This window comes from Rhizobium sp. USDA 3886 (assembly GCF_056279785.1).
The window spans coordinates 2,974,763-2,990,195 of sequence record NZ_JBWCDC010000001.1; the positions used below are offsets into that span (position 1 = coordinate 2,974,763).

Annotated in this window: 12 protein-coding genes; 6 read left to right on the top strand and 6 right to left on the bottom strand. The window is 59.8% G+C overall.

The features are described from left to right. Window positions 1–69 precede the first annotated feature (69 nt). Window positions 70–453, bottom strand: a complete 384-nt coding sequence (locus tag ACZ9BX_RS15270) for a TIGR02300 family protein (RefSeq protein WP_027511942.1) — start codon at window positions 451–453, stop codon at window positions 70–72. A 293-nt stretch (window positions 454–746) separates the two neighbouring features. On the opposite strand from ACZ9BX_RS15270, the gene cmk reads away from it, so the two are divergent. Continuing rightward, complete coding sequence (gene cmk, locus ACZ9BX_RS15275; protein ID WP_476218744.1) at window positions 747–1,391, top strand: (d)CMP kinase; 645 nt, start codon at window positions 747–749, stop codon at window positions 1,389–1,391. A gap of 175 nt (window positions 1,392–1,566) precedes the next feature. Then, window positions 1,567–3,267, top strand: coding sequence for a 30S ribosomal protein S1 (rpsA, locus tag ACZ9BX_RS15280; RefSeq protein ID WP_022713201.1), 1,701 nt, complete (start codon window positions 1,567–1,569; stop codon window positions 3,265–3,267). 74 nt (window positions 3,268–3,341) lie between these two features. Here the strand turns inward: rpsA and ACZ9BX_RS15285 are convergent, their stop codons facing one another. The 3 genes from ACZ9BX_RS15285 to ACZ9BX_RS15295 form a co-directional block, all read right to left on the bottom strand. Continuing rightward, window positions 3,342–4,841 carry a hypothetical protein gene (locus ACZ9BX_RS15285; protein ID WP_476218745.1) on the bottom strand — a complete coding sequence of 500 codons (1,500 nt, stop codon included), beginning with the start codon at window positions 4,839–4,841 and terminating at the stop codon, window positions 3,342–3,344. 234 nt (window positions 4,842–5,075) lie between these two features. Then, complete coding sequence (locus ACZ9BX_RS15290; protein WP_476218746.1) at window positions 5,076–5,702, bottom strand: ribonuclease D; 627 nt, start codon at window positions 5,700–5,702, stop codon at window positions 5,076–5,078. 84 nt (window positions 5,703–5,786) lie between these two features. Further along, the gene (locus ACZ9BX_RS15295) at window positions 5,787–6,596 is read right to left on the bottom strand and encodes a MerR family transcriptional regulator (RefSeq protein ID WP_476218747.1); all 810 of its coding nucleotides are present in this window, start codon (window positions 6,594–6,596) and stop codon (window positions 5,787–5,789) included. A 204-nt stretch (window positions 6,597–6,800) separates the two neighbouring features. Between ACZ9BX_RS15295 and ACZ9BX_RS15300 the strand changes: the two genes are divergently transcribed. Together ACZ9BX_RS15300 and ACZ9BX_RS15305 are read left to right on the top strand one after the other, a co-directional pair. Next, window positions 6,801–8,081, top strand: a complete 1,281-nt coding sequence (locus ACZ9BX_RS15300) for a 4-aminobutyrate--2-oxoglutarate transaminase (protein WP_476218748.1) — start codon at window positions 6,801–6,803, stop codon at window positions 8,079–8,081. Window positions 8,082–8,101: 20 nt separating this feature from the next. After that, window positions 8,102–9,583, top strand: a complete 1,482-nt coding sequence (locus tag ACZ9BX_RS15305) for an NAD-dependent succinate-semialdehyde dehydrogenase (RefSeq protein ID WP_086993750.1) — start codon at window positions 8,102–8,104, stop codon at window positions 9,581–9,583. Window positions 9,584–9,629: 46 nt separating this feature from the next. Here ACZ9BX_RS15305 and ACZ9BX_RS15310 read toward each other — a convergent pair whose 3' ends face one another. Next, window positions 9,630–9,839 carry a SlyX family protein gene (locus ACZ9BX_RS15310; protein WP_476218749.1) on the bottom strand — a complete coding sequence of 70 codons (210 nt, stop codon included), beginning with the start codon at window positions 9,837–9,839 and terminating at the stop codon, window positions 9,630–9,632. A gap of 168 nt (window positions 9,840–10,007) precedes the next feature. On the opposite strand from ACZ9BX_RS15310, the gene uxaC reads away from it, so the two are divergent. Together uxaC and ACZ9BX_RS15320 are read left to right on the top strand one after the other, a co-directional pair. Beyond that, complete coding sequence (uxaC, locus tag ACZ9BX_RS15315; protein ID WP_476218750.1) at window positions 10,008–11,423, top strand: glucuronate isomerase; 1,416 nt, start codon at window positions 10,008–10,010, stop codon at window positions 11,421–11,423. Then, complete coding sequence (locus tag ACZ9BX_RS15320; protein WP_476218751.1) at window positions 11,420–12,874, top strand: mannitol dehydrogenase family protein; 1,455 nt, start codon at window positions 11,420–11,422, stop codon at window positions 12,872–12,874. The genes uxaC and ACZ9BX_RS15320 overlap by 4 nt, the downstream gene beginning before the upstream one ends. A 107-nt stretch (window positions 12,875–12,981) precedes the next feature. On the opposite strand, the gene ACZ9BX_RS15325 is transcribed toward ACZ9BX_RS15320, so the two are convergent. Further along, window positions 12,982–15,432 carry a GcvT family protein gene (locus tag ACZ9BX_RS15325; protein ID WP_476218752.1) on the bottom strand — a complete coding sequence of 817 codons (2,451 nt, stop codon included), beginning with the start codon at window positions 15,430–15,432 and terminating at the stop codon, window positions 12,982–12,984. Window position 15,433 lies beyond the last annotated feature (1 nt).

The window sequence follows — 15,433 nt, forward strand, 5'->3', positions numbered from 1 at the left end:
GGTTTTCGCAGATGGCAAGCCTAAAAAGCCGGCCCGGAGTTTTTTTGTCGTCCGGGCCGCGCATTACGATCAGACTTCGTCTTCGTCGCCGGTGACGCCGATGATGTCGCTCATGTCGTCATCTTCGTCATCTTCGTCGGCTTCGAGGAAGGTGTCGTCGTCATCGCCTTCGATTTCGACGTCGTCATCGCCGATATCGGGGATATCGTCGCCGGATGCGCCTTCATCAGCGTCCTCCAGTGATACGAGTTCGACTTCCGTGCTCTCGGTATCGACTTCCTGCACCTCGTCTTCTTCTGCGAGCTCGGCCGCCGCAGCCGAGGTTTCCTGGAAGAAGGACAACGGATAGGACTTGCCTGTATAAGGAGAAACGATCGGATCCCGGTTCAGGTCATAGAATTTCTTGCCGGTTTCCGGATCGGTACGCTTGGTTCCAAGTTCCGCTTTCGCCACTATAAGCCTCGTGAGAATGGCCGAATGCTAAATTCGGCAAATGCCGTTCAAACCGGCGTTCCATCGGAATTTATAAGCCGGTCCCCATAATCGTTGCTGCTAATGATGTCAAAGCCAAATTTCACACAGCAATCAGCATCGTGAAATGAACGTCCGATGACCGGCAAATAACATTGTGTTAGGTAGCGCCAGAAACGACAAGCCAGCGAGAAGCAGATGTATCAACCGTCCCATTTCAGGGAAGATGATCTGGCGACCCGGCACCAGCTGATCGGCAGCCTGAAAGGAAACCATTGAGCAGGACATTTACGATCGCCATCGACGGACCGGCAGCGGCGGGCAAAGGCACGCTTTCGCGGCAGATTGCGGATGAATACGGCTTCCACCATCTGGATACTGGACTGACGTATCGGGCGACAGCGAAGGCGTTGCTCGATGCGGGACTGGCGCTTGATGACGAACAGGTCGCAGAAAAGATGGCGCGCGAGGTTGAACTTGGCGGGCTGGATCGCGATATACTTTCGAAACACGAGATCGGCGAAGCCGCCTCGAAGATTGCCGTGATGCCTACAGTACGCCGGGCGCTGGTGGAGGCGCAGCGGCGTTTTTCGGAGAAGGCTCCGGGAACAGTGCTCGACGGACGGGATATCGGCACCGTCGTGTGCCCGGCTGCGACGGTGAAGCTCTATGTGACGGCTTCCCCGGAGGTGCGCGCCAAGCGCCGCTACGACGAGATCATCGGCAAGGGCGAAACGGCGGATTTCGATGCGATCTTCGAGGACGTGAAGCGGCGCGACGAACGCGATATGGGACGGGCTGACAGCCCCTTGAAACCAGCGGAAGACGCGCACTTGCTTGATACGTCGGAAATGAGTATAGAGGCCGCGTTTCAAGCTGCGAAATCGATCATCGACGCGGCATTGAGCCGAAATAACTGAATTCGAGCGATTTGCCGTGCTTTTGCCGGGAAGCGCTTTACTAAAAGCCTGAAATTCCGTCCAAGCGCCGGATTGCTTCCTTGCAGGGAAGCGGACTGGGTTCAGGCCCGTTCAACACGAACCAACCGGCGCATACGTGGGCCTTGTCAGTATCAAAGGTCACGCAGGAGATTTTATGTCAGTAGCTACTCCCTCTCGCGAGGATTTCGCGGCCCTTCTCGAAGAGTCCTTTGCCAAGAACGATCTGGCTGAAGGCTATGTCACCAAGGGCATCGTCACCGGCATCGAAAAGGATGTCGCCGTTGTCGACGTCGGCCTGAAGGTCGAAGGCCGCATCGCGCTCAAGGAATTCGGCGCGAAAGCCAAGGACGGTTCGCTGAAGGTCGGCGACGAAGTCGAAGTTTATGTCGAGCGCATCGAAAACGCGCTTGGCGAAGCGGTTCTGTCGCGCGAGAAGGCTCGCCGCGAAGAAAGCTGGATCAAGCTTGAAGCCAAGTTCGAAGCCGGCGAGCGCGTCGAAGGCGTGATCTTCAACCAGGTCAAGGGCGGCTTCACGGTCGACCTCGACGGTGCGATCGCCTTCCTGCCGCGTTCTCAGGTCGATATCCGCCCGATCCGCGACGTTTCCCCGCTGATGCACAATCCGCAGCCCTTCGAAATCCTCAAGATGGACAAGCGTCGCGGCAACATCGTGGTTTCGCGCCGTACGGTTCTGGAGGAATCCCGTGCCGAGCAGCGTTCTGAAATCGTTCAGAACCTTGAAGAAGGTCAGGTTGTCGACGGCGTCGTCAAGAACATCACCGATTACGGTGCATTCGTTGACCTCGGCGGCATCGACGGCCTGCTGCACGTCACCGACATGGCATGGCGCCGTGTGAACCATCCGTCGGAAATCCTGAACATTGGCCAGCAGGTCAAGGTTCAGATCATCCGCATCAACCAGGAAACCCACCGCATCTCGCTCGGCATGAAGCAGCTCGAGAGCGATCCGTGGGATGGCATCCAGGCCAAGTATCCGGAAGGCAAGAAGATTTCCGGCACCGTCACGAACATCACCGACTACGGTGCGTTCGTTGAGCTGGAGCCGGGTATCGAAGGCCTGATCCACATTTCGGAAATGTCCTGGACCAAGAAGAACGTACACCCCGGCAAGATCTTGTCCACGAGCCAGGAAGTCGAAGTCGTCGTTCTCGAGGTCGATCCGTCCAAGCGCCGTATTTCGCTCGGCCTCAAGCAGACGCTGGAAAATCCGTGGGCAGCATTCGCCCGTAACCATCCGGCTGGCACTGAAGTCGAAGGCGAAGTCAAGAACAAGACCGAATTTGGCCTGTTCATCGGCCTCGACGGCGACGTTGACGGCATGGTGCACCTCTCCGACCTCGACTGGAACCGTCCAGGCGAACAGGTCATCGAAGAGTTCAACAAGGGCGACGTCGTCAAGGCTGTCGTTCTCGATGTTGACGTCGAAAAGGAGCGCATCTCGCTCGGCATTAAGCAGCTCGGCAAGGATGCAGTTGGCGAAGCCGCGGCTTCTGGCGACTTGCGCAAGAATGCAGTCGTTTCCTGCGAAGTCATCGCGGTCAACGACGGTGGCATCGAAGTGAAGCTCGTCGACCACGAAGACATCACCTCGTTCATCCGCCGCGCAGACCTCTCGCGCGACCGCGACGAGCAGCGTCCGGAACGCTTCTCGGTTGGCCAGGTTGTTGACGCCCGCGTCACCAACTTCTCCAAGAAGGACCGCAAGATCATGCTGTCCATCAAGGCTTTGGAAATCGCAGAAGAGAAGGAAGCTGTCGCTCAGTTCGGTTCATCCGATAGCGGTGCTTCGCTCGGCGACATCCTTGGCGCGGCTCTGAAGAACCGCGGCGAGTAATCGCTACAAGCCTTTCGAAATGAAGGAACCCGCCGGAGCGATCCGGCGGGTTTTTTGTTTGTTTGAAGTGCTTACTATTCCCAGCCGGCCATGCGCTGGTAGAGTGCGTAAACCGGATCGGCAACGGTGTCGCCGGATGCTCTTGCATCGACCTCGGGCAAATCCTCCGGCGCGACGCCTTCCGCTCGTTGTTCGCGTTCGCCCTCCGCGTCCTGATGCTCGCTGCCGGTGTTGGCTTGCTGCTCGCCCTCGGAGCCACTGCCTTCGTAGTCGCGGCGATGCATTTCGCCGTCACGGCGTTCGTTGCCACTTTTGGCGAACTGGTAAGGATGCTGGGCGTACGGCATCCCGTCAATTGGCTTCAGCAAACCTGACTTCTGCGCGGCCTCGACAATATCGGCAGGAAGAACCTGCGGCTGCGCCACGATTTCTTTCTGTTGACGAATGGTCTGCGGGGCATCGGCAACCGGCAGCCGCGCAGTCACCTCTGTCTGATGCAGCTTCGCGGGGATCGCGGCCTCGGGAATATCCGCCTGCACCAGTTCTTCCCTTGCTGCCACTTCTGCGGCCACCGCCTCGATTGTCTCTGGCGCGGCTGCCAGATCTTCCAGGGGTGTCGACGTTTGCTGCTCGCCGATAATAGCGACGATGAGTTCCGACGCTTCTTCAGTCATCGAGGCAAGAACACCGGTCCAGACCCTCGGAATGACCGGTTCCGTATGATCGGAGTCCACCGCCGCCATGCGAGCTTCAATGTCTATTGGCTCGTCGATCAGCTTCGGCGTATCCGCCGAAGCCTGATCTTCGGCCTGCAGATCAACCGCGTCGCGGAATTCGAGAGGGTTGTGCTCTGCGCGCGCAGGCTCGTCAAACGCCGCCTCGACGATTTTGACCGGCTGCTCTGCCAATTCGGCAATGAGCACAGCTGGCGCAAGCGGCAGCACTCTCTTGGTTGGCAGGGACGCCTGAGCTTCCCGTGCGGGCGATTGCTGCGCCTTTGCGATTGGTAGCAGTTTTTCTTCCTGGATTGGAATGTTTGGCCGTGGGTCCGGGCGCAGAGGCGAAGCATCGTTCTGGCGATAGGAGCGAACGACGGCGCGAGCCGCCAGGTCACGATCCTTATAACGGTTCGTCTCCAGATAGGCGATCACGCGGGCTGCTTCCGGACCGGCCGGATTCTTCAGCGCCTCGGCAATCAACCGCAGCGGCAGGGTATGGCCCTCGTCCGCAAGTTGAGTTTCGATCTCGTTGATCCGGGCAGCCGGAAGCTTCTGGATGGCTTCTGCCAGGCGCGATGCAAAAACGAGGTTGCTTTCCTCTTCCCGGCGCGGCAGCGGCAGCGCGCGGGAGGCGGCATTGATGGCATCGAGCAGCGCATCGAACATGCGCTCGCGAGCGGCTGCGAGAAGGATATTGAGCTTGCCGGCAATCGCTGAATTGAGGTCTGTGGCTTCGACGGCCTGGACAGGGGTCGGCGCAACGACCGAGCGGCCGAGCCCGCTGGCAACGATCACCGCTGTCTGGCCGTGGGAGGAAAGGCTTGTGTTCGACGATGCACGAACCGGAGTCAACATGGCATGCTCCTTCTTTCACAAAGTGACGATGGAAGCAGATCACAAGAGAACCGCGCTCATCCGGCCCCTCGCATTCTCCCGCAGATCCTCCGGTCCGCATGGCGCATCATCGCGCCGTCGAATGCATAAAAATTAGCGATAATCTTACTTGAGACTCGTTAATAAAACGCTAACGGCCGGGCGGGGACAAAATCCCGGTCCAGCCGCCGCAGCCATGTTCTGGCTTTGAAGACTTCAGCTATGGGCAAAGATATCGGCCTCTTCCCAGCCGAGCAGATCGAGCTTCGCGCGGGTTGGCAGGAATTCGAAGCAGGCATTCGCATGGTCGATGCGGCCGTCGCGGATCAACCGCTCGGTCAGCTTGTCGCGCAACGCATGCAGGTAGAGCACATCGGAGGCGGCATATTCGAGTTGCGCCGGCGACAGGGTTGCCGCTGCCCAATCCGACGATTGCTGCGCCTTGGAGATGTCGACGTCGAGCATTTCCTTGAGATTGTCCTTCAGGCCGTGGCGATCCGTGTAGGTGCGGCATAGGCGCGATGCGATCTTGGTGCAGAAAACCGGCACCGTGGTGACGCCGAAGGTATGGAACAACACGGCGATATCGAAGCGGCCATAGTGAAAAATCTTCTGGCGAGCCGGATCCTTGAGCATGGCGACGAGGTTCGGCGCTTCCTTCTGTCCGGCAGCAACGCGGATGACATCGGCGGTGCCGTCACCCGGCGAAAGCTGCACGACGCAGAGCCGGTCTCGGCGCGGCACGAGGCCGAGCGTTTCGGTATCGATGGCGATCGCGCCGGTGTACCGGTCGGCATCCGCCGAGGAAATATCGCCTTCGTGGTAACGGATGGTGGCGGCCATGGCTGTCTCTATCGTTTCAATGTCTCACGTCGCGCTATAGCGCAAAGGGATGCGGGGCGATACCCGCTTCGGCCCGGCGGATGATCAGAATGTCGGCGGCGTGTTGATCCACAGAAGCACGGTCTCGCCATCATGGCGATTACGCCAGGAGTGATAACGACGGCTTTCGAAATAGAGCGAGTCGCCGGGTCCAAGATCGAAGAACTGGTCGGAATCGAGAACGAGTTCAAGGCGGCCGGAAAGCACATGCATGAATTCCTCGCCTTCATGCCGGTAGGCGCCTTCGCTGGCAGCCCCCGGTGCCAGCACGAAACGATGGCAATCCATCATCCGTCGGCCTTCCGCCAACAGTTGCACCGTGACACCGGGCGTCGTCTGCGGCCAGGTGCGCCATTCGCCGGAGCGGACGATTGCGGGAACGTCTTCGCTCTCCTCGCCGGAAAGGCGCGAGACAGTGGTGCCGTAATATTCCGCAAGGTCGTGCAGCGTCTTGAAGCTGACGCCTTGTGAGGTACGCTCCAGTGTCGAGAGCGTGGAAGAGGTAATGCCCATGTCGCCGGCAACTTGATCAAGCGTCTTGCCTGCGGCATGGCGAAGGCTTCGCAGCTTGCGGCCGATATCGGAAGTGCCGATACTCTCGGCGTTTTCGGCAAGCGGCTCTTCATTCTCGAGCGCCTCGCGGATTGCCGCCGGATTGAGGCCGCGCCCGACCCGATACCACGAAATCCGTTTCAGGCGAGCGACATCTTCGGCGCTATATTGCCTGTGACCCGTCTCCGAGCGACCGGGGACAAGCAGGCCCTGGCTTTCCCAAAGGCGCGCCGTGGAGGCGGAAATGCCTGCCAGCCTTGCCGCTTCGGCCACCTTGTAGCGCACCGGACCGTTATTGTTCATCAACCAATAAATCCCTGATTCCGTTTTGTTTTGGGCGCTCTGCGTCGTCAGGATCTTTTGGCGCGAGCATCCATCAAAAAGCGTGATGTTTGAAGCAAAAAATGCCGCTTGATTTCTTGCAGGAAAAATGTAGGACTTTTCTACATATCTTGCAGAAGTTATGCAAGATAATTCCTTGGCCCTTTCCAGCGCAGGAGCGCAATGATGAACGCGATCACCCTCACGGACCGGAAGAATGCCGCGATTTCGCGCGGCGTCGGCATGACCACGCAGATTTACGCCGACCGAGCGGAGAATGCCGAAATCTGGGACAAGGAGGGACGCCGCTACATCGATTTCGCAGCCGGTATCGCGGTCCTCAACACCGGCCACCGCCATCCGCGGGTGATCGCCGCGGTAAAGGATCAACTCGATCACTTCACTCACACCTGCCACCAGGTCGTGCCCTATGAAAGCTACGTGCATCTGGCCGAGCGTCTGAACGCATTGACCCCCGGCAACTTTACCAAGAAGACAATCTTCGTGACCACGGGTGCCGAGGCCGTCGAAAATGCCGTGAAGATAGCGCGTGCTGCGACCGGCCGCTCCGCCCTCATCGCCTTTGGCGGCGGTTTCCACGGCCGCACCTTCATGGGCATGGCGCTGACCGGCAAGGTGGTGCCTTACAAGGTCGGCTTCGGCGCGATGCCGGGCGATGTCTTCCACGTGCCCTTCCCGGTTGAACTGCATGGCGTGACCGGCGAGCAGTCGCTTGCCGCCCTGAAAAGGCTTTTCGCGGCCGATGTCGATCCGCAGCGCGTGGCGGCTATCATCATCGAGCCGGTTCAGGGCGAAGGCGGTTTCTATCCAGTACCGGTGGCCTTTATGAAGGCGCTGCGCGAGCTTTGCGACCAGCACGGCATTCTGCTGATTGCCGATGAAGTGCAGACCGGCTTTGCGCGTACCGGCAAGATGTTTGCGATGGACCATCATGAAGTTGCTCCCGACCTGATGACCATGGCGAAGAGCCTTGCCGGCGGCTTTCCGCTGGCTGCCGTCACCGGCCGCGCCGAAATCATGGATGCGCCAGGCCCTGGCGGCCTTGGCGGCACCTATGGTGGCAATCCAATCGGCATCGCGGCTGCGCATGCCGTGCTCGATGTCATCAAGGACGAGGATCTCTGTAACCGCGCCAACCAGCTCGGCAGCCGCCTGAAGCAACGGCTGGAATCGCTGCGCGACAAGGTGCCGGAAATCGCCGATATTCGCGGCCCTGGCTTCATGAACGCCGTCGAGTTCAACGACAAGGCGACGAAGCTGCCGAGCGCGGAGTTTGCGAATAAGGTTCGCCTGATCGCGCTTGAAAAAAGTCTCATTCTTTTGACCTGCGGCGTGCACGGAAACGTCATCCGTTTCCTTGCCCCGATTACCATCCAGGACAATATTTTCATCGAAGCGCTCGATATCCTCGAAGCCTCCATCCTTGAAGCAAGTGCGGGCAAGTAACCACCCTCGGAGTAAATGACATGGCATTCACGACTGCACTGACCAAGCATGTGCCCTTTTCCTCGCCGTTCCTCCGCGACTGCGGGTACATCAACGGCGAATGGACGAAGGGCGAAGCAACGAGAATTTTCGATGTCCTGAACCCGGCAACGGGCGAAGTGCTCGCCTCGCTGCCGGACATGGGTGCTGCCGACACCCGCAAAGCGATCGACGCTGCCTATGCTGCGCAGCCTGCATGGGCAGCACGCCCCGCGAAGGAGCGCAGCGCCATCCTGCGCAAATGGTTCGACCTGATGGTTGCCAATGCCGATGAGTTGGCGGCGATCCTGACGGCGGAAATGGGCAAGCCGTTTCCTGAAGCGCGCGGCGAAATCCTTTATGCCGCCGCCTATGTCGAATGGTATGCCGAGGAAGCCAAGCGTATCTATGGCGAAACGATCCCCGCGCCCTCCAATGACAAGCGGATGATCGTCATCAAACAGCCGGTCGGTGTCGTGGGCACCATCACGCCCTGGAATTTCCCGGCGGCGATGATCACCCGCAAGATCGCTCCGGCGCTTGCCGTCGGCTGCACGGTCGTTTCGAAGCCGGCCGAGCAAACCCCGCTTTCGGCGATCGCGCTTGCGGTTCTCGCAGAGCAGGCCGGTGTTCCAACCGGCGTCTTCAACGTCATTGTCGGTGAGGACGGTCCGGCGATCGGCAGGGAGCTCTGCAGCAACGACAAGGTGCGAAAGATCAGCTTCACCGGATCGACGGAAGTCGGCCGCATCCTGATGCGCCAGTGCGCCGATCAGATCAAGAAGGTGAGCCTCGAGCTTGGCGGCAACGCGCCGTTCATCGTTTTCGACGACGCTGATCTCGATGCCGCCGTCGAAGGCGCGATCGCCTCGAAATACCGCAATGCCGGCCAGACCTGCGTTTGCGCCAACCGGCTCTACGTCCAGTCAGGCGTCTATGACGCATTTGCGGCCAAGCTGGCGGCAAAGGTCGAAGCCATGTCCGTCGGGGACGGCTTCGAGGCGGGCGTCACGATCGGCCCGCTGATCGATGCGCAGGGCCTTGCGAAGGTCGAAGATCACGTCAGCGACGCGCTTTCCAAGGGCGCCAAGGTGCTGACCGGTGGCAAGCGTATCGAAGGTGCCGGCACCTTCTTCACGCCGACCGTTCTGACAGGCGTTGCCCGCGGCATGAAGGTGGCGCGTGAGGAGACCTTTGGTCCCGTAGCCCCACTCTTCCGCTTCGATACCGTCGAAGAGGTGATTCAACAGGCGAATGACACCGAGTTCGGCCTTGCGGCCTATTTCTTCGCCGGCGATCTGAAGAAAGTCTGGAAGGTTGCCGAAGCACTGGAATACGGCATGGTCGGCATCAATACCGGCCTGATGTCCACCGAGACGGCACCCTTCGGCGGCGTCAAGCAATCGGGGCACGGTCGCGAAGGTTCGCGGCACGGTGTGGATGACTACCTCGAAATGAAATATCTCTGCATCGGCAATCTCTGAGCCGAACGCAAAAGGGCGCCACGCGCGGCGCCCTTTTTTCTGCCGGTCAATAGTGCGGCGGGCGCGTAACCGGCGGGGCTTCGAGGGATTGCTCCTCGAGCGACAGAAAGCGCTCCGTCAGCCGGTCGAGCTTGGTGCGCATCTGCTCGACCACCTTCCATTGCTCCGCGAGTTGGTCGGAAAGCTCATCGATCGTCTTTGCCTGATGGGCGACCATTTCCTCAAGTTTGGTGATTTGACTCGCTTTGTCAGACATTGGTTTTCTCCCGGCATTTGCTGCCTTTCCAAAGCGGAAATAGGTCTTTGCGTCAATGCTTTCGAGGTTCGCGAATAACGATTCCGAAAGTGAACCGTTTAGTTACTAATAGGGCTTGCCGTCCTTGCTCAGGTGGGGTAGGCCCTGTGCTATCAGGGAGGAAATCTGATGGATGTAGGAAACGGCCTTCTTCATCCGGACCGGCTCTTTCCGGCCGATCCGGCAACGCGGACCATCGCACGCGACCTTTACGAGACGGTTCGCGATCTGCCGATCGTCAGCCCGCACGGACACACCGAACCCTCATGGTTTGCCGAGGACAAGCCTTTCGAGGATGCGGCTTCGTTGCTTGTCATTCCCGATCACTATCTTTTTCGCATGCTACACAGCGTCGGCGTCAAGCTCGACGATCTCGGCGTGCCGCGGCTCGACGGCAAGCCGGTGGCATCGGGTCGGGCGATCTGGCGGGCCTTTGCGGCGCAGTATCACCTTTTCCGCGGCACGCCATCGAGCCTCTGGGTCGATCATGCGATGTCGTCCGTTCTTGGCTGCGACGAACCGCTGACGCCGGAGAATGCCGATAAGCTTTACGACCACATCAACGCACAATTGGCGCTTCCCGAGTTCCGCCCGCGCGCGCTGCACAAGCGCTTCGGGATCGAAACGATTGCGACGACGGAAGGCGCGCTCGATCCGCTGACGCATCACCAGAAGATGGCGGCAGAGGGCTGGATCGGCCGCGTGCGCACCACGTATCGGCCGGACAGTGTCACCGATCCAGATGCCGTCGGCTTCCGCGCTAATCTCCTGCAATTCGGCGAGATCACCGGCGCCGATGTTACCCGGTGGGATGGGATGGTCGATGCGCACCGCAAGCGCCGCGCCTATTTCCGGCAGTTCGGCGCGACAGCCACGGACCATGGCGTGCCGACGGCCTTTACCGCCGATCTCCCGCTTGCCGACAAGCAGGCGCTGCTCGACACAGCGCTGAAAGGCCCTCTTTCTGCCGCAGATGCCGAGCTCTTCCGCGGCCTGATGATGACGGAGATGGCCGGACTCTCCGCCGAAGACGGCATGGTGATGCAAATTCATGCCGGCTCGCGCCGAAACACCGACAGCGGGCTTTTCCAGACGCGCGGCCCGAACATGGGCGCTGACATTCCGACACGCACCGATTGGGTCGGCGGCTTGAACGCCCTGCTTTCGAAATATGGCCACGCGCCGGGTCTCAGGGTTCTGCTCTTCACACTCGACGAGACGACCTATGCCCGGGAACTGGCGCCGATGGCCGGACACTGGGAGTGCCTAATGATCGGCCCGCCCTGGTGGTTCTATGACAGCCCGAACGGCATCCGCCGCTATCTCGACCAGGTCGTTGAAACGGCAGGCTTTGCCAATCTCGCCGGCTTCAACGACGATACGCGGGCACTGCTTTCAATCCCCGCCCGCCACGACGTCTGGCGCCGCGAGGTCTGCCGCTTCCTGGCGCAGCTCGCAGCGGAGTACCGGATTTCAAAGAAGGATGCCGAAATCGTGGCCCGCGAGCTTTCTTATGACAATGCGAAAAAGGCGTACAAGCTGTGACGGAGCGACTGCAAAACCTGACCGGCCTTGCGCCGACGGCAAAGCTTCCGGCCTATGACCGGAGCAAGCTGAAAAGCGGCATCCTGCATCTCGGCCCCGGCGCCTTCTTCCGCGCGCATTTTGCGCCCTTTACTGATAAGGCACTTGCAGCCACCGGCGGCGAATGGGGCATTGAAGTCGCAAGCCTGCGCACGGCAGATGTTGCGGATCACCTCAACGAGCAGAACGGCCTCTATACGATGCTGATCCGCGATACCTCGGGAACGACAGCGCAGGTGATCGGCCCCATCCTGAAGGCGCACGTCGCAACGCGTGATCCGGCAGGGCTGCTTGAGCGGTTGGAAGACCCGGCAATCCGCATCGTCAGCTTGACAGTGACGGAGAAGGCCTATGGTCTGGATACCCTTACTGGGGGTCTCGATCTCAACCATCCTGACATCGCCGCCGATCTTATCCATCCGCATACGCCGCGCGGCGTTGTCGGCTATCTTGTCGAAGGGCTGGCCCGGCGGCGGAAAAAGGGGATCGCACCCTTCACGTCGCTCAGCTGCGACAACCTGCCAAGCAACGGCGCAGTCCTCAAGCGTCTGGTTCTCGAATTCGCGAGCCGCGTCGATCCTTCGCTGCACGACTGGATCGAACAGAAGGTGCCCTTCCCCTCCACGATGGTGGATCGCATCACTCCGGCCAGTACAGACGTTACCTATGCCGATGCCGAGCGCCTGACTGGGCGCCAGGATCTCGCGGCAATCGAGACCGAACCCTTCACGCAATGGGTAATCGAGGACCATTTCGCCAATGGCCGCCCGACCTGGGAGAAGGCTGGTGTGTTGATGGTCGAGGAGGTTTCGGCCTACGAGAAGATGAAGCTTCGGATGCTGAACGGGGCGCATTCCCTGCTCGCTTATCTCGGATATATAGGCGGCTATGAATACGTCCGCGATGTTATGGAAGATGCCGGATTGTCAGCGCTTGCGCGACGGCACATGAGCGCGGCAGCTGCGACCCTCGATCCCGTTCCAGGGATCAATCTCGAGCACTATGCGGACGAACTCATAGCACGCTTTGCAAATAAGGCGATCGCGCACCGCACCTATCAGATCGCCATGGACGGGACGCAGAAACTGCCGCAGCGTCTGCTGGAGCCGGCAACGGAAGCCCTTGCTCAAGGCGGCAAAGCGGAGACTTATGCAATCGCAGTTGCTGCCTGGATGCGCTACGCGCTGGGCATCGACCGGAACGGCAAAGGCTACGAATTGCGTGATCCGCGCGCTGGTGAAATCGCAGCTCTGCTTGCAGATGTGCCACGAAACGGCGGCGCCGTGTCAGGGGCACTTTTCCACTTGCCAGGGCTCTTCCCGGCAGCATTGACGAAGAATGTCGCGTGGACCGAAGACGTGGCGAACAAGCTGGAAATTTTGATCCAGGACAATAGGCTGCCGTTGATTTGAGTGGTTGGCTCATCCGCAATACCTGATCCTCACCTGTGCTTGTCACAGGATGAGGAGCTTGTGGTAGACGTCCCGTCGACATTTGACGGACTGCTGAGTGGCAAGAGCTAAACCTTGATGCGCTTCATCTCCGGATCATAGAGCGGTTTCAGCGACACCGTGCAGGGGACGCGCTCCCTTGCAACGTCCAGTTCATAAGTTCCCGACAGCACGAAATCCTCAGTCACGCCGTCGGGATTGCGGATGTAGCCGTAGCCGATCGGCTTGCCGATCGTGTAGCCGAAGCCACCGCTGGAGAGCCAGCCGACGCGCTTTCCATTCCGATAAATGGTTTCGCGGCCGAGGAGGACGGTCTCCGGATCGTCCGGCACGACGCAGGCGAGCACCTTCTTTACGTCACCAGAGAGCTGGCGCTCAACGGCTTCACGGCCGCGAAAGGCCATATTCTTTTTCGTCTTGACGGCCCAGGCGAGTCCCGCCTCGACTGGCGTGTGATCGGGGCCAATATCCAAGCCCCAGGCACGATAACCTTTTTCTAATCGGCAGCTTTCGATGGCACGGTAGCCGGCATTGATAAGGCCGAAATCACGGCCTGCCGCCATCAAGGAATCATAGACTGTCGTTGCATATTCGACGGGGACATGGAGTTCATAGCCCAATTCGCCGACATAGGTGATCCGCAGCGCCCTGACGGGGCAGCCGGCGATGCCGATGGTCTTTACCCGGCTGAACGGAAAGGCGGTATTGGACACATCACTGGCAGTGATTTTCTCGAGGACAGCGCGCGAATTCGGCCCCATCAAGGAAAGAACCGAATAGGCTGATGTCACATCGACAAGCTCGGCCTGCATATCCGCCGGGATGCTGCGGGAAATCCAATCGAAATCGTGGGTAGCAAAGCCGGTGCCGGTGACGATGTAGAATTCGTTCTCGGCAATGCGAGCGACGGTGACGTCGCATTCGATGCCGCCTTTGTCGTTCAGCATCTGCGTGTAGGTGAGCGATCCGGCCGGCTTTGCGACGTCGTTCGAAGCGATCCACGAAAGGGCGGCCTCCGCATTCCTCCCCTTCAGAACAAACTTTGCAAAAGATGTTTGATCGAAGATGACAGCGGCTTCGCGAACGGCCTTGTGTTCGCGGCCGACGGCGTCGAACCAGTTCTGGCGGCCATAGGTGTAGACATCCTTCGACTCCTCGTTGGCAAAGAGATCGGCAAACCAGTTCGGCCGTTCCCAGCCGAGCTTTTCACCGAAGCAGGCGCCTTGCGCCTTGAGGCGATCGTAAAGCGGCGATTTCCGGCAGGGGCGGCCGCTCAAATGCTCCTCGAAAGGCCAGGCCATCGTATAATGCTTGCCATAGGCTTCGAGCGTCCGGGTGCGCACCCAGTCGGTATCGAAGTGGGGGCGGCCGAAGCGGCGGATGTCGACCGGCCAGAGATCGTAAGGCGGCTCACCTTTGGCCACCCACTCGGCAAGCGCCATGCCGGCACCGCCGCCGGAGGCGATGCCAAAGGCGTTGAAACCGGCGCCGACGAAGAAATTCTTTAGTTCCGGCGCTTCGCCGAGAATGAAATTTCCATCCGGCGTGAAACTCTCAGGCCCGTTCAAGAGTTGTTTGACCCCGGCCTTCTGCAGGCCCGGAACCCGCTCCAACGCCTGTTCCATGATCTGCTCGAAATGATCAAAGTTGCTGTTGAGCAGCGTGTAGTGGAAACCTTCCGGAATACCGTCCACGGCCCAAGGGATCGGGTTCGGCTCATAGCCGCCCATGACGAGGCCGCCGACCTCTTCCTTGTAATAGGTCAGACGATCAGGATCGCGCAGCGTCGGCAAATTCGACGGGACGCCGAAGGATTCGGTGATGATGTATTGGTGCTCGACGGATACGAGCGGCACGTTGACGCCAAAACGAGCAGCGAAAGCCCGGGTCCATTGGCCAGCGCAGACGACGACGCGCTCGCATTCGATGCGACCCTTTTCGGTGATGACGGCGCGGATCTTTCCCTTGTCGACGTCGAGGTCGAGGACTTCCGTATCTTCGAAGATCGAGACGCCGGACATGCGTGCGCCTTTCGCCAGCGCTTGCGTGATATCGGACGGGTTGGCCTGGCCGTCGGTCGGTAGATAGGCCGCGCCGACAAGGTCGTCGATCGTCATCAATGGCCAGAGTTCGAAGGCTTCCTGGGGAGTGAGCAACCGCATGTCGAGGCCGAAGGACTGCGCCGTCGTTGCCTGCCGCTTCACCTCCGTCCAGCGTTCCTCGTTGCAGGCAAGCCGCAAGCCGCCGTTCATCTTCCAGCCGGTGCCGAGACCTGTTTCAGCTTCCAGTTTCTTGTAGAGATCGACGGAATAGCCAAGCAGCTGGGTGATGTTGGCACTGGTGCGCAGCTGGCCGACAAGGCCTGCGGCATGGAAGGTGGTTCCCGAAGTGAGCTTCTTGCGCTCAAGCAGCACCGTATCCGTCCAGCCAAGCTTGCCCAGATGATAGGCAGTCGAGCAGCCGATGATGCCGCCGCCGATGACCACGGCCTTTGCTGTCTTCGGTAATTCCTTCGTCATA